The organism is Haloarcula laminariae (assembly GCF_025457605.1).
In the GTDB taxonomy this organism is placed as follows: domain Archaea; phylum Halobacteriota; class Halobacteria; order Halobacteriales; family Haloarculaceae; genus Haloarcula; species Haloarcula laminariae.
Genome location: NZ_JAMZFY010000002.1, coordinates 427,650 through 447,393, shown reverse-complemented (window position 1 = coordinate 447,393; position 19,744 = coordinate 427,650). Strand labels below are relative to the sequence as shown.

Sequence of the window (19,744 nt, the reverse complement as noted above, 5' to 3'; positions counted from 1 at the left end):
AGGGGTTTAAGCCACGGGGCAGCCGTTGGTAACCCGATGGACCGCTGGGTGACCGTCGTCGGCCTCTTCGTCGCCTTCGTCCTCGTGGGCACCGGGCCGCTGACCGGGCTCGACGTGACCACCGCCTCGCCGTCGACGTTCGGCGACGGGAACGCGACCGTGACCGAGGTCGGCGTCGACCGCGCTGGGCTCACGTTGACGCCCGGCCGATTCGGGACTAACGTCACCTACCTCCGCGTACCGACGGCCGCGGTCGATGTCGACGGCGTGACCGGCCGGCCGCAACTGCTCTATATCGTCTCGGTCCCGGGACTGGACCTCCAGCTTGTCGAACGGGAGGTTGTCACCGGGCCGGGCACGTACCGAATCGCGCCCGACGACCGGGCGATACCGCCGGGTCGGGCCGACGGTACTTACGACGCCGTGCTCTCGGTCCGCATCCAGAGCTTCACGACCGACCGGACAGTGGCCCGAACGACGATGACCGTGGGGGCCAGACGGTGAACGGCGCTCCCCGGGACCGGCTGGTCGCCGCCGGTCGGTGGTGCTTCGGCGACCGGCGCGGACTGGTGCTGTGGCTCGGGCTGGTCTGCTGGTTCGGGCTGACCTGGCGGGTCGGCTTCTTCATCCAGGACACCTACGCGATGGCCAACACGCTCGTCGCGCTCGCGGACGGGCAGCTCCACGTGACCGAGCTGCGCTACTCGCTGACGTTTGGCTCCCAGCCGGGACTGTACGAGTACCAGGGGCGGGCCTACGGCCGGAACTACGGGATGCTCGCGCTGGCGGTGCCGCTGGTCTGGGCGCTGGAAGCCGGGGCGGCAGTCGTGGCGCCGCGGCTGTTACTCGCCGGCCTCTGGGCCGGTCTCGGGCTGGTTCTCGTGACACAGGTAGCCGAGTTCGACCGGTTCGACCGGGGCCGGACCCGCGCCGCGGGCTCGCTCCTCGTCATGGCGTTGTTCGTCGCCAGCGTGCTGACGGCGACCGACCTCCCGACCGACCGGCTCGCCCTCGTGGCGCTCCAGCTCTCGACGGTACTGGCGGCGGCGACGGCCGGGCTGGTGCTGTATCGCCTCGTTGCCCGTTTCCACGGGCGCCGGGCGGGGCTGGCCGCCGGGGCCACGCTGGGCGTGGCGACGCCGGTCGGGTTCTGGGCGACACTGCCCAAGCGTCACACGCTCGTGGTCGCGCTGGTGGTCGGCGTGGTGTATGCCTTCGCGGTGAGTCGAGCCCGCGAAGGGGACGCGGCCCTCAGGGCACGTGCCGGCGCCTACGCGCTGGCCGGCTACATCACCTGGATACACGCGTTCGAGGCGCTGTTCGTCGTGGGGGTCCTCGGGGCCGTCGACCTGCTGACGGCGCGGGACCGGAGCGCTCGGACGCTGGCCGTCCTTGGTCTCGTCCTTCTGGTCGCGTCGACGCCGATGCTGGCGACGAACTACGCCATCAGCGGGAACCCGGCCCAGCCGCCGCGGTTGCTCCCCAGCGTCGGTCCCGACGCGGAGTTCGCGCCGGCGGCGGGTGAGACACCGTCCGGGAACGGGACCCCCATGCCGAACAGCACCACTGCCGAGGGCGGGGCCACCGCAACGCCCGGGGCCACGGCGACCGGTATCGGCGGTGACGGTTCGACACCCCCGTCGCTGCTCGACACCATCCGCGACGGCACCGACACGGTCTCGGCGTTCGCCGGAAGGGCTGTCGTTGGCGGGCTCGCGGCGCTCACACAGCCCGACCGACTCTGGCACACGTTCGTCCGGAGCGGGACGATTCCGGGCGTCAACTACGGGACCAACAACTTCGAGGCCATCGACCTCACGGTACTCGAAGCGACGCCCCTGCTGGGGGCGCTGGCGGCGCTCCCGGTGCTGGCGGGGCGCCGGCTCCGGGCCGCGGCCGACCGGACCCTGCCGCCACGGAATCCGCGCGACTGGCGGCCGGTTCGCCAGACCGACCTGCTCGTGGTCGCGCTGGTCGCGGTCCTGACCGTCGTCTACCTCCCCCGACTCCCGCTTTTCAGTACGCTCACGGTCCGGTATCTCCATCCGGTCATCGCGCTCGGCGCGTACGGCGTCTGGCGCGTGCCGGCCGTCCGCGCCGCGCTATCGGACGCCCGGTGGGCCGTCGGGTCGTATCTCGCCAGCCTCGCGCTCGCGGTGGCCGTCCTACTGGGCGGCGTCGGCGGGCTGGGGCTGGCAGTCGGCGAGGCGGTCCAGTACAACGCCCTCTGGAATCTGGCGGCCGCGGCCGTCTGCGGGGCCGCCGTCACCGGCTGGACCGTCTCGGACCGGGTCCCCGACCGCCTCGTCGCGGTCGCCGTCGCGCTACCGGCCGGCTTCACGACCGGGTATCTCCTGCTTTCGGGGCTGGTCTACTTCCGGTACGGCAGCTACGCCTTCGACGTGGTCCGTGTCCTGGCCGACCACGTCCCGGCGCTGTGAGAGGAACGCGGACTCGCGTGAGCGATGGCGCGGTGGTCGATAGCACCCGACGCGACAGCCGAGCTAGCTCGACTCAATCGCTCGCAGTCGGTGGTATCACACGCGATAATTTACGGGTCACATTTATCCCAGTCATCACGGTAGTAGCGGGCATGCCAGACGTGCTAATTGCCGACGACTCGGAGTTCATGCGGAACCTCCTGCGGGAGATTCTAGAGGAGGACCACACCATCGTCGGTGAGGTCGAGAACGGTGTCGAGGCGGTCGAGGTGTACAAGGAGGAAACGCCGGACCTTGTGATGATGGACATCGTGATGCCCATCCGGGACGGTATCGAGGCGACCAGCGAAATCAAGTCCTCGAACCCGAACGCCAACGTCATCATGTGTACCAGCGTGGGCCAGGAGGAGAAGATGAAAGAGGCCGTCAAGGCCGGCGCCGACGGCTACATCACCAAACCCTTCCAGAAACCCAGCGTGATGGAGGCAATCGAGGACGTCGTCCCCTCATAGATGAACGTCGATATCCAGTCGCTGGGGACGTTCAACCAACTCGCTCACGAGGGAGCCAAGCAGGCCACCCAGTCGCTGGCGCAGATGACCGGCATCGACGCCGCCGTCGACGTGACGAAGATAACGCTGCTGGACCGCGAGGACATCGGCGAGGACCTCGCGGGGCGGGACTTCGTCGGCGTGCAGTTCGAGTACGATGGCGTCCTGGAGGGCGACACGGTGCTCGTGTTCGACGCCGAGTCGGCCGACACCATCGCCGATTCGATGATGCCCGGGGCCGGCGAGGACCCCGCGATGGCCCAGAGCGCCGTCAAGGAGATCGGCAACATCATGATGAGCGGGTTCATCGACGGGTGGGCCGACTACCTGGACTCGACTATCGACCACTCACCGCCCGAGTACATCGAGAAGTCCGGCGCGGACGTGTTGCCGGAAGCGCCGGAGGCACAGGACCACCACCAAGTGTTCGTCTTCAAGTCGGAGATCGAGTGGGTGGGGGAGTCGGTGAACTTCTACATCTACATGCTTCCCGAGTACGAACCGCTCGCGGAGGCGATGGTCGAAAGCGTCGACACCGAGGGCGACGCCATCCCCATCGACAAGCTCCAGACGTTCAACGAGATGACGACGAAGGGGACCCAGCAGGCCGCCGACAACGTCGAGATGATGACGGGGATACCGACCGACGCGGAGGTCACCCAGATTAGCTTCGCGCCGATAGAGGACGTCCCGAAACAGATAGGCACCGACACCTACGTCGGGACGGTCGTTGAGTTCACCGGGGTTCCCAGCGGCTACCTCATGGTGCTCTTCGACGAGGTCTCCGCCGTGAACGTCGCCGAGGCGATGATGCCCGTCGAGATGGAGAGCGACGAACTGACCGAGCAACACGAGGCCGCTATCGAGGAGCTCGGGAACATCATGACCAGCGGCTTCGTCGACGGGTGGGCGAACGTGCTCCAGACGTCGGTCGACCACACGCCCCCGAAGCTGGTCCACGATATGGGACGGTCCATCGTGGACCCCCTGGCGGCACAGGTCGGCCAGCATCAGGAACACGCCTTCATCATCGATTCGACGATGCGGACCGACGACATCGAGTTCAGCGCCGAGATTCACGCGTTGCCCAACGAGCAGGAGCTCCGGGCGGCGCTTGACGACCTCGATGTCGACCGCGCCGACGAGACCGAGGCCGACATCGAACAGATATTCGAATAATGAAGGTCTACGACGGCAGCCAGACGGAGACGGAGCAAAAGACCGAGCCCGAGCGGCTGAAAGTCGGCATCGCGGAGTACGAGGTGACGACCGATTCGGCGGTGCTGACGACCAGCGGGTTGGGTTCCTGTATCGGCATCGCGCTGTATGACGAACCGACGGGCGCCGCGGGGCTGGTCCACGTCATGCTGCCGACCGCCAAGGACGTGGAGGGCGGCAACCGGGCGAAGTTCGCCGACACCGGCGTCACCGAACTGGTCGAGGCGCTCGAAGCCGTCGGCGCCTCGACGGCGACGATGCAGGCCAAGATAGCCGGCGGCAGCGACATGCTCGACTTCTCGGAGAACGGCTCCTCCATCGGCTCGCGCAACCTCGAACAGGTCCGGGAGACCCTCGCGGAGTACGACATCCCCATCGCGGGCGAGGACGTCGGCGGGGACCACGGTCGGTCGCTCCGGCTGGAGGCCGACTCCGGGGACCTCGTCGTCAAGAGCGCGAACATGGACTCGGTCACGCTCTGATTTCCGTTGTTGAAACTGGCCACGCGCCGTACGGCGTCAGACGGGCGGCAGTCACGTGTCTGTCGGGAGCGCGGCGTTCAGACCCGCTATCGCTACATCTCCAGATGAAACGGTGGCCGAATCCGGGGATGCGGTGCGAAAAGACTTCATTTAATACTTTTCTGATTTCAAATAGCCTCTTTGTTATCAGCCATGATAAGCTAGACGGAATATTCAAGGGTATCTGCGGGAATCATTCTAAACGATGAGTAGTTTCGCTCTCGTGCCGACGTTACAGGCACTCGCTCCGGACGTGGCCGCGCTGGTCCCAGCGCTCGTCGTGTTGCTGTCCGGGGGCCTGGTCGGGATGAGCATCAAGAACATGTTCGACTCGATCATGTCGGACGACGAGAGCGACGAGGACGACAGCGGCAGTGACGATATGGGCGGCGGCGGGCTGATGGGCGACGACGGCGGCGGTGGCGGCGACGACCTCGGCGGGCTCGGCGGGCTGGACGACGACGGCGACGACATGGGCGGCTTCGGCGACGACGAGTTCGGCGACATGGAGGACGCCACCGGCCCCGACACCGACGAGCTGGAACACCGAATCGACGAGCTGGAAAACGAGGTCGGAAGCCTCTCCTCGACGGTCAACACCGTCCGAACGGAGAACGAATCCATCTCCGAGTCCGTCGACGAGGTACAGGAGAACGTCCGGAAGCTGCTGGACATCTACGAGATGGTCACCCGCGGCGTGAACCCCTTCGCCGACGACGTCGACGCCGGGATGGGCGGCGGCGGTGGCGGCATGGGCGATGGCTCTTTCGGCCTCTTCGACGACGACGGCGGCGACGACGAGGGCGAGGACATCGACGACGACGTCGCCTCAGCCGACGCCGAGGGGTTCTTCGACGAGGACCTCGTCGAGGACGACGGAATGGCGATGGACGACGAGATGTCCATGGACGACGGCGACGATATGTTCGACGACGACCTCGACGACGGGTTCGAGGACGACGGCGGCGAGTTCGACGAGGAGTTCGAGGAGGAAGACGACATGAGTATGGACGACGGGCTCGACACGGACGACGGGAACAGCGACGACGACTCAGACGGCGGCAAGTCGTTCGCGGAACTGAAAGACGAGTACGAGTCGGGCGACGCCGAGTGGGCCGAAGGCGAGGAAGACGAGATGCTCGACGACGGCGACGAAATGCTCGATGACGACGAGATGCTTGACGACAGCGACGAGATGCTCGACGGCGACGGGTTCGACGACGGCGAGAGCGGTCTCGAAGACGACGACCTCTTCGACGAGGTCATCGATGAGGAGGGAGACGAAGCGGGCGGGATGGCCGAGCCCGAGCCGGAACCGGAGCCGACTGTCGAAGCCGAACCGGAGCCCGAGCCGGAACCCGAACCGGCCGTCGAAACCGAACCGGAACCGGAACCGGAACCCGAACCGACGGCCGACAAGACGGCCGAGCCGACCGCGGACAGCGACGACGGCAAGCCCTACCTGGCGACGATGCCGGAGGGTTTCGCGGCGGACCTGATAATCATCGAGTGGCTGGAGTTCCTGGTGAGCCAGGCCGGCTACCGCGAGGCGTCCCGTGCCATCGACTACTACGAGACCATCGGCTGGATAGACGCCGACGTGGCCGACGACCTCGCGGACTACCTGCGGGGCTTCGACGACGTCGCCGACGCCGGCGACGGTCTCACCATCGACCACCACACCGAGAGTCTGCGCTACATCTCGCAACTCGACGAGGACAGCGGCGCCGAGGCCGTCGCGCTCTCGAAGCTCGTGGGAGGTGGCTCGGATGGGATTCAGCGTTAGCGGCTCGGCGGCGCTCATCTTCGTGGCAGCCTTCATCGGCTTCGGGATGTTCTACTCGGCGGCGGCAAACAGCACCGAGATGGTCAACGACGCCCGCGAGACCCAGTCGGACCGGCAGCTCGAACGGACCAACACCGAAATAGAGATCACCACTGTGAACTACAACACCGCGTCCGACTACCTCAACGTCACCGTCGAGAACACCGGCGCCACGGAGCTGTCGGTCAGCGACGTCGACGTCCTCGCGGACAACAGCTACCAGACGGGGTATCGCACGGCCGTCGATGGGGATACCGAGACGGACCTCTGGCTCCCGCGGGAGACGCTGGCTATCAACACCACGACGACGCCCCAGCCGAGCCAGGTGAAAATCGTCACCGGACCGGGCGTCGCCGCGACGGCGGAGGTGGTCTGACGTGGCGAGCGTCTCCGTCTCCCACCTCATCCTGTTTATCGCGTCGATGATGATAGCCGCGAGCGTCGCCGGCGTCTTCACCAGCAGTATCGGCCAGCTCAGCGGCGCCATCTCCGAGCAGGGGTTCGATGTCAGCAGCGACGTCCGGACCGACGTAGAGGTGATATCCGACAGCGGGAGCAACGCCATCTACAACAGTACGACCGAAACGATTACGCTGTACGTCAAAAACACCGGCACTGAGCGGCTGGCGGCCGACCCGGGGGTGCTAGATATCCTCGTCGACGGCCAGTTCGTCACCGACTACACGGTGACTCGGGCCGAGGGAGGCGGGGCCTGGCAGCCCGGGACCGTCGTCCGGCTGGACATCCAGCAGTCGCTTGACGGGGGGGACCACCGCGTCCAGCTCACCGTCAACGGCGACGAGGAGGTGTTTGAGTTCCGAACATGAGCATCGCTACTACCGACCTGTTCTCTCTGGGACTGGACGACCACGACCGACTGAACAAGGAACTCGGCGGCGGCATCCCGCCGGGGAGTATCATCCTCGTCGAGGGTGACTACGGGGCGGGCAAGTCCGCCATGAGCCAGCGCTTCACCTACGGGCTCTGTGAGGAGGGCCACGACGTGACCTACCTCTCGACGGAGCTTACAGTGGGGAGCTTCCTCGACCAGATGCACTCGCTTTCCTACGACATGGTCGACCACATGCTGGACGAGAACGTCCTCTTCCTCCACGCCGACATCGGCGATTCGAACACGTTCTCGGGCAACGACGAGGAGCAGGACCGCAAGGAGCTGCTGCGCCGGCTGATGGAGGCCGAGGTGATGTGGGACGCCGACGTCATCGTCATCGATACCTTCGACGCGATTCTCCGCAACGACCCCAAGTTCGAGGCCCTGGTCCGCCAGAACGACGAGCGACAGGCCGCCCTCGAGATTATCTCCTATTTCCGGGACATCATCTCGGAGGGCAAATGCATCATGCTGACGGTCGACCCGTCGACGCTGGACGAGGAGGCCATCGGTCCCTTCCGGGCCATCGCCGACGTGTTCATCGAACTGGAGATGATAGAGGTCGGCAACGACACCCGCCGCCAGATAAACGTCCTCCGCTTTGCCGGGATGGGCGAACAGGTCGGCGATACCATCGGGTTCTCGGTCCGGTCGGGCACCGGTATCGTCATCGAATCGCGGAGCGTCGCCTAGGGGGTATCCACGATATGACAGACCACGGACGCGCGAAACCATCGGACGAACTGCGACAGATCGCGGCCCGGCGGCCCCACCTGCGGGACCACCTGAAGAAGTTCAAGCAGATTACCGGGGAGTTCCCGATGCTCATCGACGAGGCCGACGACGACTACGAGTCCGACCGCCCCAACGTCCTCTACCCGGTCGGGGGCCCCATCTTCTGTCACGTCTACGGTGACATCGGGCAGGACACGAAGTACTACGCCATCGAACCCGAACTGGACGAGGACGAGAGCGTCGTCTTCGACAAGGTGCGCAACCGGCTCCTCCAGAAGAGCGTCAACAAGCCGGCGCCCGAAAGCGAGTCCGAGTACGACGACCGCATCGAAGAACTGCTCCAGGAGACGACCAGGATCCGCAACGAGGACAGCGACAGCGGCGTCCTCACGCGGCTGTCGAACATGACCGACGTGAGCAGCGTCGAGGTCACCGAGTCCACCTACGAGAACATCCTCTACCGGCTCAACCGGGACATCGTCGGGCTCGGTCCCCTGGAGCCGGTGATGCGGGACCCGGCCAACGAGGACATCCACGTCATCGGCCGCAGCGAGTGCCACGTCGACCACGGGGTCTACGGGATGCTCCAGACCACCGTCGAGTGGCAGAGCGAGGAGGCCTTCGACCAGTGGCTGCGCAACATGGGCGAGCGGATGGGCGACCCCGTCTCCGACTCCGACCCCATCGTCGACTCCACGCTGCCGGACGGGTCGCGTCTGAACCTCATCTACTCCGACGACGTGAGCCTGAAAGGGCCCTCTCTCACCATCCGCCAGGGCGACGAGATTCCCCTCTCCATCTTCCAGATTACGAAGTGGATGACCCTCTCGCCGGAACTGGCGGCGTATCTCTGGCTCTGTCTGGAGAACGAACAGACGGTCTTCGTCGTCGGGGAAACCGCCTCGGGGAAGACGACGACGCTGAACGCCATCACCTCGTTCATCCCGGACGACGCCAAGATATACACCGCGGAGGACACCGCCGAGGTGTTGCCCCCGCACAACACCTGGCAGCAACTGCTCACCCGTGAGGGCGAGGACGAGGGGACCAGCATCGACATGTTCGACCTGGTCGCCGCGGCACTGCGTTCCCGACCCGACTACATCATCGTGGGTGAGGTCCGTGGCGAGGAGGGGCGGATGGCGTTCCAGGCCGCCCAGACCGGCCACCCCGTCATGCTGACCTTCCACGCCAGCGACATCGTCTCCATGATTCAGCGTTTCACCGGCGAACCCATCAACGTCCCCGAGACGTTCATGGACGTCGCCGACGTGGCGCTGTTCCAGAACCGCGTCAAACAGGGCGACAACGTCCTGCGCCGCGTCACGAGCGTGCAGGAAATCGAGGGGTACTCCAAGGAGATGGACGGGGTCGTCACCCGACAGGTGTTCAACTGGGACCCCGTCGAGGACGAAATCGTCTTCCAGGGGATGAACAACTCCTTCGTCCTCGAAGAGCAGATAGCGACGCTGCTTGGGTACGAGGACACCCGTGACATCTACGACGACCTCCGCTTCCGCGCCGACCTGATAGAGCGAGCGATTCAGGAAGGGATTCTGGGGTACCACGAGGTCAACGACTTCATCTCGGACTTCCAGCGCGACGGGATGGAAGGGCTCCCCTTCAACATCGCCCGACCGGACTGACAATGGCCCAGAGCGAAGCCGAGAGCGGCATCGAGCTGACTATCACCGAGACCGTCCAGGGCCTGCTCGAGTCGTACCGCCAGATGACGATTCCGCTGGAGCGGTACCTCTTTTTCATACTGATTCCCTCTATCGTCTTCTTCCTCCTCTCAATCGTGGCGGCCGTGCTGCTCGACCTGTCGATGATGATACGGGCGCCGATTCCGCTGCTTGGCTTCCTGGCGATGACCTCGGCGCTGTTTTACCCCAAGATTCTGCTCTCCCAGCGCAAGCGCGAACTCAACAACCGCTTTCACCTCATGATCACCCACATGACGGTGCTGGCGACCACGAAAATCGACCGGATGGAGGTGTTCCGCACGCTCGCGAAGGAGGACGAGTACGGCGAACTCGCCATGGAGATGCACCGCATCGTCCAGCTCGTCGACACGTGGAACCAGAGCCTCGACGACGCCTGTCGCCGCCGCGCAAAGGAAGTGCCAAGCGACGCCTTCGCCGACTTCCTCGACCGGCTGGCCTACACGCTCGGGGCCGGCCAGTCGCTGGAGGACTATCTCCTCTCCGAGCAGGAGCAGATCATCCAGCACTACACCACCGTCTATCGCTCCTCGCTCGACAGCCTGGAAGTGATGAAGGACCTCTACCTGTCGATGATCCTCTCGATGACGTTCGCGCTCGTCTTCGCCGTCGTCCTGCCGGTGCTGACCGGGACGAACCCGACGATGACCGTCAGCGCCGTCATCGTGATGTACATCTTCGTCCAGTCCGGGTTCTACCTGGCCATCCGGTCGATGGCCCCCTACGACCCGGTGTGGTTCCACCCCGAGGAGTACCCCTCGCCCATCGAGGAGCGTCTCAACAAATCGATGTACGCCGGGGTCGGGCTCTCGGCAGTCCTGCTCTTTGTCACAGTGGGCGGGATGTTCGGCGTCTCCCCCGTCACGCTCGGGGACCTCTTCTTCTTCCTCGATTCGGTCCCGCTACCGTTCTACGCCGTCGTCCCCATCACCCCGATGCTCATCCCCGGTATCGTCTTCCGGCAGGAGGAACAGCGTGTCAAGAGCCGGGACGAGGCGTTCCCCAGCTTCATCCGCGCCCTGGGGGCGACGGAGGGGGCCAAACAGTCCACCACCGGACAGGTGCTTCGCACGCTCCGCAAGAAGGACTTCGGCGCGCTGACCCCCGACATCGACAACCTCTACAAGCGGCTCAACATGCGGATAGAGCCAACCGCCGCGTGGCGGTTCTTCACCGCCGACTGTCGCTCCTACCTCATCCAGACGTTCTCGGAGATGTATCTCATCGGCCGCGAGATGGGTGGGTCGCCCAAGCAGCTCGGCGAACTCATCGCCGCCAACATGAACCAGGTGTTGCAGCTGCGCCAGAAGCGCAAACAGGCGACCACGACGATGGTCGGGCTGTTGTACGGGATTACGGCCGCCTCGACCTTCGCCTTCTTCATCGGGCTCCAGGTCGTCAACATCCTCGCCGAGATGTCCCTGGACCTCAACGCCGGCAGCCGGCTGGACGTCAACTCCCTCATCAACACCAGCGTCTACAACATCCCCCTCATCGAGTTTCTCCTGGTCGTCATCATCATGTTCTCGGCCATGCTGTCGGCGCTGATGATACGGACCATCGACGGCGGCCACAAGGCGAACACCTACCTCCACTTCGTCCTGCTGGCCTGGATCGGCGGGGTCACCGGGACCTTCACGAAGTGGCTGGTGACGCAGTTCCTGCAAATCTGAAACCACTTTTTGCACGCTCCAGCGGTCGAGCGCGGCGGCGCTCGACACGCCTCCACGGCAAAAACGTGGGGAAAGATCGCGGCTTCGCCTCCTGTCGCGCCGCTGGCGCGGTAGTCGGCTCGCCGCGGTGGAACCGGCGGCACAGCCGCTGGATGCTCTGGGTACTTCCCGCTCCGCGACAGCCTGCCCTTCCCCGTCTTCGCTCGGGCGTGGCAGTGCCATGCCACTCGCGCACGGCCACAGCAGTCAGCGACCGTACAGCAGATAGGAAATTACCGCGAACACGACGACAGCCCCGGCGACGAAGCCGACGAGGCCGGCGACAGGTCCGAAAGAAGACGCGGCGACGATACCCAGCACGCCGCCGCCGATGACGGTGGCGAATACGAAGAGCGCGCCCGTCTGCCACTCCTCGACGAGTTCGACGAACGTCTCGGCCATACCAGTCGGTTATCCGGTCCGCTACAAATAGATTCGGTCAGCCGACAGCGCCGACGCTCACGAATTCTGCGAAAGAAAAATCGAAGCTGTGAGTTCCGCCGTTAGTCGTCCGCGGGCGCGGCGCCGCCCTCGTCCTCGTGCTGGGCCTTCGTGTGGGAGAGCTTCCCACCGGCGGCCAGAATCTCGCGTTCGCGGTCGGAGGCATCGAGGTAGCCCGACGCTTCCCAGTCGTCGTTGACGCGGATGGTGAACTCCTCCTGCCCGGAGCGCACCGCTTCGGCGGCGTCGTCGACGATTTCGACGTCGTCGCCCTGCTCGATTTTCTCGTAGGTGTCCTCGTCGATGGTGAGCGGGACGATACCGAAGTTGAAGAGGTTCGCCTTGTGGATGCGGGCGAAGCTCTGTGCGAGGACGGTCTCGATACCGAGATACATCGGACACAGCGCCGCGTGCTCGCGCGAGGAGCCCTGCCCGTAGTTCTCGCCTGCCACGAGGACGCCGCCGTCGGCGTCGAGCGCGCGCTGGGCGAACGTGTCGTCGACTCGCGAGAGCGTGAACTCCGAGAGCTTCGGAACGTTCGACCGGTACATCAGGATGTCCTGCGTGGCCGGGATGATGTGGTCCGTGGTGATGTTGTCCTCCATCTTCAGGAGGGCCTCACCGCCGACCTCGGTCTCGAGGGGGTCTTTCAGCGGCACGTCGCCGATGTTCGGGCCCTTGATGAGCTCGTCGTCGACGGCCTCGTCGGGCGCGATGAGGTCCGATTCGGAGCTGCCGATGTACTGGTCGGGCATCTCCAGGCCGGGGGCCTCGAGGTCGCCCAGTTCCTCGGCGAGGTCGCGCGGGTCGACGATTTCGCCCTTGATTGCCGCCGCGGTGGCGACCTCCGGCGAACAGAGGTAGACGTTGTCGTCCTCGATGCCGGAGCGACCCTCGAAGTTGCGGTTGAAGGTCCGCAGTGACACCGAGTCGGAGGCGGGGACGTGGCCGATGCCGATACAGGCACCACACGTCGCTTCCGAGAAGTTGACGCCGGCGGCCATCATCTCCGCGGTCCAGCCCTCGCGGGCCAGCATCTCGGAGGCCTGCTTGGAGCCGGGGGCGACGATCATCTCGGTCTTCTTGTCGATGTTGCGCCCTTCGAGCATCTTCGCGCCCGGGAGGATGTCCTCGTAGGCGCCGTTCGTACAGGAACCGATCATCACCTGGTCGACGTCCTCACCGGCGACCTCGCTGACCGGGACGACGTTGTCCGGCATGGAGGGCTTGGCGATGAGGGGTTCGAGCTCCGAGAGGTCGACGACGATCTCGTCGGCGTACTCGGCGTCCTCGTCCGGACCGATGTCGACGTGGACGTCCTCGCGGCCGAGCCGTTCGAGGTAGTCCTTCGTGTTCTCGTCGGTCGGGAAGATCGAGGAGGTCGCGCCGAGTTCAGTCCCCATGTTGGTGATGGTGGTCCGCTCGGGCACCGAGAGGGTCTCGACGCCGGGGCCGGTGTATTCGAGCACCTTGCCGACGCCGCCCTTGACCGAGAGGCGACGGAGCAGCTCTAGGATGACGTCCTTGGCGGTGGCCCACTCGGGCAGCTCGCCTTCGAGTCGGACGTTGACGACCTCGGGCATCTCGATGTAGTAGGCGCCGCCACCCATGGCGACGGCCACGTCGAGGCCACCGGAGCCGATGGCGAGTTCGCCCAGGCCACCGGGCGTCGGCGTGTGGGAGTCCGAGCCGAGCATCGTCTTGCCGGGCGCGGCGAAGTTCTCCTTGTGGACGTTGTGACAGATACCGTTGCCGGGCCGCGAGAAGTGCGCACCGAAGGTACCGGCGGCCGAGCGCAGGAATCGGTGGTCGTCCGTGTTCTTGAAGTCGAACTGGTAGGTCTGGTGGTCACAGTACTGGGCGGCCAGCTCGGTCTGGACCTCTTCGAGGCCGAGGGCCTCGAACTGCAGCCAGACGAGCGTTCCCGTCGTGTCCTGTGTCAGCACCTGGTCGATTTCGATACCGATCTCCTCTCCGGGGGTGAGTTCCCCTTCGACGAGATGGTCGTCGAGAATCTTTTCCGTGAGCGTCTGTCCCATAACGTCCGCCAATCGACGGCGCGCCGGTATAAATCCCGCGTATCCCTCCCTATTTTTCATCATCCGACAACCCCCGGCGGTGGTTTCCGGATGTCGAACGGTAGCGTTTTCGCCGTTGCGGTGTCAGCGACGGTATGTTCGAGAGCGGACGGTTCGTCGCGGACAGGCTCGACGACCTCACTGACGCACAGATACAGCCAAACGGCGTCGACCTGACGCTGGGCGCGGTGTACGAACAGGTCGAGCCCGGCCGCGTCGGCCGGGAGGGGAAAACGGTCGGGAGCCGGCGTGAAATCGAGCCCGAGGACGGCGTCTACGCCCTCGATACCGGCGGCTACGTCGTCGAGTACGGCGACCGCGTGGTCATCCCCGACGGGCACGTCGGCTTTCTCTACCCCCGGTCGTCGCTGCTGCGTAACTCCTGTATGCTGAACACCGCCGTCTGGGACGCGGGCTACGAGGGCCGCGGCGAGGGACTGCTGCAGGTCCACCACCCCATCGAGCTCGAAGCCGGCGCGCGCATCGCCCAGCTAGTCCTCGCCGAAGCGGCCCACGAAGAGACCTACGAGGGGAGCTATCAGGGGGAAAATATCGAGGAGTGAGCGAGGAAGGACGACCAGCGCGGCTGTGCGCCCGTCTCCCGCCCGCTCCGCCGTGTGACTGGGTGCCACCCCGGGCCGCTAATTTAAGTACTATCGACGAGTATAATCGACTGGTGGCGGCGGAGTCGGGCGATTGGTGCCTCTGACATAACCCGTTTCGGCTCGCCCCACACGGCCGGTTCGGCCGTCGCCGTTTGCCAGAGTTTTATATAAGTCGCAGTCGCAATCTGTTACGTGATAGTCACATTTCACATAGAGACAGGGTTCCTTCGAGCGGCCGCGGGTCGACTACCCGACGGCGCCGTCTCGATACAGCGCCTCCACCGCATCGACGGCGGCTGCCGGGCGTCGGTCTGGGTCGATGTGGCCGACCGCGACACCGTCGACGCGGCGCTGGCCGGCGACGACACCGCCGGCCCGACGTCGCATCTGGGGCCGGAAGCAGAGGGTCACTGGTACGTTATCACGACGGCCGACGAGCCGCTGGACGCCATGAGCCGCGGTCTCCTCACGGCCGACGGGATGTTGGTCCGGGCGGACCTGGTCGACGGCGAGTGGGTCGTCCAGGCCCGGTTCCCCGACCGGAGCTCCCTGCTCACGTTCCGCGAGGACCTCGTCGCCGACGGCTTCGACGTGGAAGTAAAGCGGATGCGCGAGGACGAGGACGAGGCGTCGACGCAGTTCGGCGTGACCGACCCACAGCGGGAGGTCCTGTTGCTCGCGCTGGAACGGGGCTACTACACCGTCCCGCGCAACGCCTCGCTGTCGGACCTCGCCGCGCAGCTTGACATCTCCAGCCAGGCCGCCTCCGAGCGACTCCGGCGGGGCACACAGACGCTCGTCGCGAACACGCTCGCCGCGCCCGCCCGTCCCTCCATCGGCTCGCGCCAGCACTGACCGGAGAGAGGTTGTCGTCGGAGCGGGGGTCACCAGCCGCCGCGCCCCTCACGGGCTGTTTCACGCTGTGAATCCGCTCGTCTCCAATTATGTGAGTGTGGTGTGTAGTCCAGTACATGAACTCGGAGAACGGGACAGTGTACATGATACGGGGTCACGACAGCGACGAGTGGGTCAGCCCCGAGCCGGCCGAGGCCGTCATCACCGAGGCGCTGTTCGACGCGACCGACCTCACGGAGGACGACATCGACTACATCGGGTCGTACGTCGACGCGGCGAAGCTGCGAGCGGTCGTCGGCGACGGCGACGACGACACCGTTACCTTCGACATCGAGGGCAGGGAGGTCACCGTGACCGCTGGCGGCGACGTGACGGTGGCATAATCCAGCACGCCTATATCGCCACGCGGTGACCCGTCAAACGTGACACGAGTCGCGCTCATCGCCCACGACGACGAGAAGCCGACGATGATAGACCTCGTCGAGGAGTACGAGGACGTGCTCGCGACGTTCGACCTGGTCGCGACGGGGACGACAGGCCAGCGCATCGCGACCGAGACGGGCCTGGACATCGAACGCAAGGAGAGCGGCCCCATCGGCGGGGACACCCAGATCGGTGCGGAGGTCGTCGAGGGGGAGGTAGACGGCGTCGTCTTCCTCCAGGACCCGATGACGGCCCAGCCACACGAGCCCGACATCGGCGCCCTGGTGCGTATCTGTGACGTCCACGACGTTCCCCTGGCCACCTGCCGGTCCGCGGGCGAGTACATCATCGAGGGACTCGCCCGCGACGACGGCGTTCAGTAGTCCGGCCGCCGCTCGTACTCGATGGGGTCGCGCTCCCCGAGCGCCTGGAACGCCTGCAGCCGGAACGCGCAGGCATCGCAGGTGCCACACGCGGGCTCGTCGCTGCGGTAGCAGCTCCACGTGTCGGCGTAGGGGACACCCAGTTCCAGGCCCCGCTCGGCGATGTCGGTCTTGGACCACTCGACGAAGGGCGCGACCAGTTCGATGTCCGTCTCCGGTTTCGTCCCCACGTCGACGACCTGCTGGAAGGCCTCGAAGAAGGCGGGTCGGCAGTCGGGATAGCCCGAGAAGTCCTCGCTGTGGGCGCCGATGAAGACCGCGCCGCAGTCGCTGGCCTCGGCGTAGGACACCGCCATCGACAGCAGGTTCGCGTTCCGGAAGGGGACGTAGGAGCTGGGTATCTCGTCGCTGTCGGTGTCGGCCTCGGCGACGTCCATCCCGTCGTCGGTGAGCGACGACCCCCCTATCCGCTGGAGGTGGCTCGTCTCGACGTGACAGAAGTCGGCCGCGTCGACGTGGTCGGCCAGGGCGCGGGCGCACTCGAACTCGCGCTGTTCGGTGTTCTGGCCGTAGCTCGTATGCAGGAGATACAGCTCCTCGTAGCCGCGTGCCTGTGCCTCGTACGCCGCCGTGGCGCTGTCCATGCCGCCCGAGGCGAGCACGACAGCGCGGGTGTCGTTGGTTGTCATCGTAGCGGTAGCAAAGGGTAGTCAGGTGCCCGGCGCGTCGTTCCAGAGGTCCACGTGGAGCCGCGGCGTGTACCGGTAGCCGTGCTCCAGGGCCAGGTCAGCGACGACGCGGCGGGTCTCGTCCAGTTGCTCGCGGGTCCGCCCTTCGGGCATCAGCAGGACGGCGCTGTCAGGCACCGGCACGTCGGCCGCGCGACGGACGCGACCGACCAGCCCCTCGATTTCGGCCATGTCCTCAGGCCCGGTGACGACGAACTTCAGTTGCGTGTCGTACGCCTCGACGAACCTCGCGAGCGTCTCCACGTCCAGCCGCCGGTCCGCGTGGCGGTCGGCCCACTCGCCGTCGCCTTTCGGGTCGCGGTCGGGCGTCGGCGTGCTGGAGTCGAGTTTCGGGCTCACGCTCGCCAGGTCGATGGGGGCGTCCCGATAGATGGTCCCGTTGGTCTCGACGGTGGTGTGGTAGCCCCGGGCGGCCAGTTCCTCCAGCAGGTCGACGCTCGACTCGTGGACCAGCGGTTCGCCCCCGGTCAGGACGACGTGGTCGGCGTCGTACTCGCCGACCGCGGCGACGAGGTCCGCGACGCCGTACCACTCGCCGGTCGGTTCCCAGGAGGTGTGATAGGAGTCACAGAACCAACAGCGGAGGTTACAGCCGCTCGTGCGGACGAAGACGCTCGGGACGCCCGACAGCCGCCCCTCGCCCTGCAGCGAGCAGAACAGCTCGTTGACGGGGAGGTCCCCGTCGGCCGACTCGCTGTCCCGGTCGGCGGTTCCGTCCAGCCCGTCGGTGTCGCTGGCGACCGGCATCAGCGGGTACAGAGCTCGCTCGTCTCCCGCACCGTCACGCGCACATCGGAGACAGTGTCGGGGAGCCGGGCCGTCAGCCGCTCTTCGAGGATGGCGGCCATCACCTCCGCCGTCGGCGGGTGGTCGAGCACCACCAGGGCGTCGCCGTCGCCGCTCGCCTCGAAGGCCTCGACCAGCGGGTCACCCCGTTCGACCAGGAACCGGTGGTCCCACTCGTCGATGACGGTCGTCACGTCGCCCTTGTCGACGACCCACCCCTCGTCGGTGAGTTCGCCCGTCACACGAACGGTGACCTCGTAGTTGTGGCCGTGCGGGCGCGAGCACTTCCCGTCGTGGTGCATGAGCCGGTGGCCCGCCGAGATGCGGATTGGCCGGTCGCCACCGACGACGAGCGCCCGCTCGCCCGCCGCCGCGACCGGGTCGGCCGACTGTGATATTCGCTGGGGCATATCCCGTGATTATCCGACGCCGGTATAAGTCGTTCGGCAGGCCAACGGTGTGGGAGTTCGACACAACCGGCTGGGTCCGCCCGAAGCTCAACAACGGGACTCGGGTTCCACCACCGCGTCGTACTCGTCGGCGAACGCCACCAGTTTCTCGACCGGTTCCGAATACGCGGGACGCGTTATCCCCCCGTCCTCGCGGGTGACCAGCCCGGCGTCGGCGAGCAGCGGGAGATGCGCGTGGACGAGTTCGATTCTGACTTTCGCCCGCTCGTCGGCGTCGGCGGGACCGTCGCCGGCGTCGTACCAGCCGAGGATGATGTCCGTGAGTTCGTCGAGCGTTGTCGTCGATTCGGCCGGGAGCGCCGCCAGCAGCCGTCGGCGCTTGCGGTTGGCCAGCGCCCTGAACAGGTCGTCGGGGGGCGGATAGTCGATGTCGGGCTCGCCGGCGAAACAGTCTAACCAGGCCGCTTGGTTCTCTGGAGCGGTCATGTACTCGTTGTTTCTCCCTTCGCTGACACCCCTAATATATGTTTTTCAAAAACAATTAATACAGTATGAACTTGCTGATGCACACTCTTGTACACCGCCCGGGCGCTGGCACAGCGCAGTCGCTATTCGGTGTCAGTATCCTCCGGCAGATTGTGGCAAAGTCGCGCGAACGCCGGCTATCCGGGTATCGCTTCGGCGAAGCCGCCGGGTAGACTGTCGCTGCAGTCCCCCAAGAGCGGCCCGCAGTTACGGCGACTCGCTGGTTTCGAGCGTGAACTCCTGGGTGGGGTAGGCCACACAGGTCAGGCAGTAGCCCTCCTCCATGTCGTCGTCCATCAGGGAGTCGTTGTTGCTGTGGCGGACGTACTCCTCCGCCGGCCCGTCGGATATCTGCCCGGCACAGGAGATACACTGGCCCTCGCGGCAGGCGTAGGGGAGGTCCCAGCCCTCGTCCTCGCCGGCCTCCAGCAGGTTCTCGTTGCTGGCGACCTCGATGGTCTCGCCCTCCTTCGCGAACTCGATTTCGTAGTACTCGACCTCGTCCTCGGCGATGTCGTCCGGGTCGAAGCCGGCGTCTTCCTCCGCTTCCTCGGCCTCGCCGAGTTCGCCCTCGGCCTCGCCGGCCGGGATGGCCGCCGCGCCGCCGCCGCCGATGGAACGGTTGTACGGCTCCGGGAAGTCGGTCTCCGGCACCGTCGCGGCGCGCTGTTCGAGGACCTCCTGCGAGATGTCCTCCGAAGCCTCCCAGCCGGTCCCCTTCGCGTAGTGTAGGGCTACGACGATGAGGGTAAGCGAGAGCCCGGAAAGGACGCCTACGAATGATACCATACCGGTGGCTTTGGAGTACTGATTTAATTAGCTGTTGTTTTTTCGGTCGCCACACTGTCCCGAGACCGGTGTGGGTCCGGC

Annotated in this window: 22 protein-coding genes; 15 read left to right on the top strand and 7 right to left on the bottom strand. The window is 65.9% G+C overall.

Annotated elements, in window-relative coordinates; translation table 11 throughout:
* The first annotated feature begins 36 nt into the window (after positions 1–36).
* From NJQ98_RS13865 to arlJ, 11 genes are all read left to right on the top strand, one after another.
* Positions 37–504: a hypothetical protein gene (locus NJQ98_RS13865; RefSeq protein ID WP_262179689.1), complete on the top strand. Its 468-nt coding sequence runs from the start codon at positions 37–39 to the stop codon at positions 502–504.
* On the top strand, positions 501–2,441 hold the full coding sequence (locus NJQ98_RS13860) for a hypothetical protein (RefSeq protein ID WP_262179687.1): 1,941 nt from the start codon (positions 501–503) through the stop codon (positions 2,439–2,441). The genes NJQ98_RS13865 and NJQ98_RS13860 overlap by 4 nt, the downstream gene beginning before the upstream one ends.
* Before the next feature lie 152 nt (positions 2,442–2,593).
* On the top strand, positions 2,594–2,953 hold the full coding sequence (gene cheY, locus NJQ98_RS13855; protein ID WP_262179684.1) for a chemotaxis protein CheY: 360 nt from the start codon (positions 2,594–2,596) through the stop codon (positions 2,951–2,953).
* The gene (locus NJQ98_RS13850; RefSeq protein WP_262179683.1) at positions 2,954–4,171 is read left to right on the top strand and encodes a chemotaxis protein CheC; all 1,218 of its coding nucleotides are present in this window, start codon (positions 2,954–2,956) and stop codon (positions 4,169–4,171) included. It begins immediately after the preceding gene.
* Entirely contained in the window at positions 4,171–4,692 is a 522-nt protein-coding gene (locus NJQ98_RS13845; RefSeq protein WP_262179681.1) for a chemotaxis protein CheD, read from the top strand. The genes NJQ98_RS13850 and NJQ98_RS13845 overlap by 1 nt, the downstream gene beginning before the upstream one ends.
* A gap of 244 nt (positions 4,693–4,936) precedes the next feature.
* Positions 4,937–6,517, top strand: a complete 1,581-nt coding sequence (locus NJQ98_RS13840) for a FlaD/FlaE family flagellar protein (RefSeq protein WP_262179678.1) — start codon at positions 4,937–4,939, stop codon at positions 6,515–6,517.
* A complete protein-coding gene (arlF, locus tag NJQ98_RS13835) occupies positions 6,501–6,932 on the top strand; it encodes an archaellum stator protein ArlF (protein WP_262179676.1) in 432 nt (143 codons plus the stop codon). The genes NJQ98_RS13840 and arlF overlap by 17 nt, the downstream gene beginning before the upstream one ends.
* 1 nt (position 6,933) lies before the next feature.
* Positions 6,934–7,383 (top strand): archaellum stator protein ArlG, encoded by a 450-nt coding sequence (gene arlG / locus NJQ98_RS13830; RefSeq protein ID WP_262179675.1) that lies wholly within the window; start codon positions 6,934–6,936, stop codon positions 7,381–7,383.
* Complete coding sequence (gene arlH, locus NJQ98_RS13825) at positions 7,380–8,141, top strand: archaellum protein ArlH (RefSeq protein WP_262179674.1); 762 nt, start codon at positions 7,380–7,382, stop codon at positions 8,139–8,141. The genes arlG and arlH overlap by 4 nt, the downstream gene beginning before the upstream one ends.
* A 14-nt stretch (positions 8,142–8,155) precedes the next feature.
* Positions 8,156–9,829, top strand: coding sequence for an archaellum flagellar ATPase motor FlaI (flaI, locus tag NJQ98_RS13820; protein ID WP_262179673.1), 1,674 nt, complete (start codon positions 8,156–8,158; stop codon positions 9,827–9,829).
* Between the two features lie 2 nt (positions 9,830–9,831).
* Complete coding sequence (arlJ, locus tag NJQ98_RS13815; RefSeq protein ID WP_262179671.1) at positions 9,832–11,580, top strand: archaellar assembly protein ArlJ/FlaJ; 1,749 nt, start codon at positions 9,832–9,834, stop codon at positions 11,578–11,580.
* A gap of 246 nt (positions 11,581–11,826) precedes the next feature.
* Here arlJ and NJQ98_RS13810 read toward each other — a convergent pair whose 3' ends face one another.
* Together NJQ98_RS13810 and NJQ98_RS13805 are read right to left on the bottom strand one after the other, a co-directional pair.
* Positions 11,827–12,021, bottom strand: coding sequence for a DUF8144 family membrane protein (locus NJQ98_RS13810; protein WP_262179669.1), 195 nt, complete (start codon positions 12,019–12,021; stop codon positions 11,827–11,829).
* Positions 12,022–12,122: 101 nt separating this feature from the next.
* A complete protein-coding gene (locus tag NJQ98_RS13805) occupies positions 12,123–14,099 on the bottom strand; it encodes an aconitate hydratase (protein ID WP_262179667.1) in 1,977 nt (658 codons plus the stop codon).
* A gap of 134 nt (positions 14,100–14,233) precedes the next feature.
* Here NJQ98_RS13805 and NJQ98_RS13800 point away from each other — a divergent pair, with 134 nt between their 5' ends.
* From NJQ98_RS13800 to NJQ98_RS13785, 4 genes are all read left to right on the top strand, one after another.
* Complete coding sequence (locus tag NJQ98_RS13800; protein ID WP_262179665.1) at positions 14,234–14,701, top strand: deoxyuridine 5'-triphosphate nucleotidohydrolase; 468 nt, start codon at positions 14,234–14,236, stop codon at positions 14,699–14,701.
* Between the two features lie 234 nt (positions 14,702–14,935).
* Positions 14,936–15,598, top strand: a complete 663-nt coding sequence (locus NJQ98_RS19085; protein ID WP_262179663.1) for a helix-turn-helix domain-containing protein — start codon at positions 14,936–14,938, stop codon at positions 15,596–15,598.
* A 116-nt stretch (positions 15,599–15,714) separates the two neighbouring features.
* Positions 15,715–15,981, top strand: a complete 267-nt coding sequence (locus tag NJQ98_RS13790) for a HalOD1 output domain-containing protein (RefSeq protein ID WP_262179661.1) — start codon at positions 15,715–15,717, stop codon at positions 15,979–15,981.
* Positions 15,982–16,020: 39 nt separating this feature from the next.
* Positions 16,021–16,404, top strand: coding sequence for a methylglyoxal synthase (locus NJQ98_RS13785; RefSeq protein WP_262179659.1), 384 nt, complete (start codon positions 16,021–16,023; stop codon positions 16,402–16,404).
* Here NJQ98_RS13785 and queC read toward each other — a convergent pair.
* From queC to NJQ98_RS13760, 5 genes are all read right to left on the bottom strand, one after another.
* A complete protein-coding gene (queC, locus tag NJQ98_RS13780) occupies positions 16,398–17,093 on the bottom strand; it encodes a 7-cyano-7-deazaguanine synthase QueC (protein ID WP_262179657.1) in 696 nt (231 codons plus the stop codon). The two genes, NJQ98_RS13785 and queC, sit on opposite strands and share 7 nt — an antisense overlap.
* Positions 17,094–17,114: 21 nt before the next feature.
* Complete coding sequence (locus tag NJQ98_RS13775) at positions 17,115–17,900, bottom strand: 7-carboxy-7-deazaguanine synthase QueE (protein WP_262179654.1); 786 nt, start codon at positions 17,898–17,900, stop codon at positions 17,115–17,117.
* A complete protein-coding gene (locus NJQ98_RS13770) occupies positions 17,900–18,349 on the bottom strand; it encodes a 6-pyruvoyl trahydropterin synthase family protein (protein WP_262179652.1) in 450 nt (149 codons plus the stop codon). The genes NJQ98_RS13775 and NJQ98_RS13770 overlap by 1 nt, the downstream gene beginning before the upstream one ends.
* A gap of 87 nt (positions 18,350–18,436) precedes the next feature.
* Entirely contained in the window at positions 18,437–18,835 is a 399-nt protein-coding gene (locus tag NJQ98_RS13765; RefSeq protein ID WP_262179650.1) for a helix-turn-helix domain-containing protein, read from the bottom strand.
* A 246-nt stretch (positions 18,836–19,081) separates the two neighbouring features.
* A complete protein-coding gene (locus NJQ98_RS13760) occupies positions 19,082–19,663 on the bottom strand; it encodes a 2Fe-2S iron-sulfur cluster-binding protein (protein ID WP_262179648.1) in 582 nt (193 codons plus the stop codon).
* Positions 19,664–19,744: the final 81 nt, after the last annotated feature.

Excerpts from the sequence above, each read along its gene's own strand:
- NJQ98_RS13865 (WP_262179689.1), top strand. The coding sequence starts at position 37 with ATGGACCGCTGGGTGACCGTCGTCGGCCTCTTCGTCGCCTTCGTCCTC.
- cheY (WP_262179684.1), top strand. The coding sequence starts at position 2,594 with ATGCCAGACGTGCTAATTGCCGACGACTCGGAGTTCATGCGGAACCTC.
- NJQ98_RS13850 (WP_262179683.1), top strand. The coding sequence starts at position 2,954 with ATGAACGTCGATATCCAGTCGCTGGGGACGTTCAACCAACTCGCTCAC.
- NJQ98_RS13845 (WP_262179681.1), top strand. The coding sequence starts at position 4,171 with ATGAAGGTCTACGACGGCAGCCAGACGGAGACGGAGCAAAAGACCGAG.
- NJQ98_RS13840 (WP_262179678.1), top strand. The coding sequence starts at position 4,937 with ATGAGTAGTTTCGCTCTCGTGCCGACGTTACAGGCACTCGCTCCGGAC.
- arlF (WP_262179676.1), top strand. The coding sequence starts at position 6,501 with ATGGGATTCAGCGTTAGCGGCTCGGCGGCGCTCATCTTCGTGGCAGCC.
- arlH (WP_262179674.1), top strand. The coding sequence starts at position 7,380 with ATGAGCATCGCTACTACCGACCTGTTCTCTCTGGGACTGGACGACCAC.
- flaI (WP_262179673.1), top strand. The coding sequence starts at position 8,156 with ATGACAGACCACGGACGCGCGAAACCATCGGACGAACTGCGACAGATC.
- arlJ (WP_262179671.1), top strand. The coding sequence starts at position 9,832 with ATGGCCCAGAGCGAAGCCGAGAGCGGCATCGAGCTGACTATCACCGAG.
- NJQ98_RS13810 (WP_262179669.1), bottom strand. The coding sequence starts at position 12,021 with ATGGCCGAGACGTTCGTCGAACTCGTCGAGGAGTGGCAGACGGGCGCG.
- NJQ98_RS13805 (WP_262179667.1), bottom strand. The coding sequence starts at position 14,099 with ATGGGACAGACGCTCACGGAAAAGATTCTCGACGACCATCTCGTCGAA.
- NJQ98_RS13800 (WP_262179665.1), top strand. The coding sequence starts at position 14,234 with ATGTTCGAGAGCGGACGGTTCGTCGCGGACAGGCTCGACGACCTCACT.
- NJQ98_RS13790 (WP_262179661.1), top strand. The coding sequence starts at position 15,715 with ATGAACTCGGAGAACGGGACAGTGTACATGATACGGGGTCACGACAGC.
- queC (WP_262179657.1), bottom strand. The coding sequence starts at position 17,093 with ATGACAACCAACGACACCCGCGCTGTCGTGCTCGCCTCGGGCGGCATG.
- NJQ98_RS13775 (WP_262179654.1), bottom strand. The coding sequence starts at position 17,900 with ATGCCGGTCGCCAGCGACACCGACGGGCTGGACGGAACCGCCGACCGG.
- NJQ98_RS13770 (WP_262179652.1), bottom strand. The coding sequence starts at position 18,349 with ATGCCCCAGCGAATATCACAGTCGGCCGACCCGGTCGCGGCGGCGGGC.
- NJQ98_RS13765 (WP_262179650.1), bottom strand. The coding sequence starts at position 18,835 with ATGACCGCTCCAGAGAACCAAGCGGCCTGGTTAGACTGTTTCGCCGGC.
- NJQ98_RS13760 (WP_262179648.1), bottom strand. The coding sequence starts at position 19,663 with ATGGTATCATTCGTAGGCGTCCTTTCCGGGCTCTCGCTTACCCTCATC.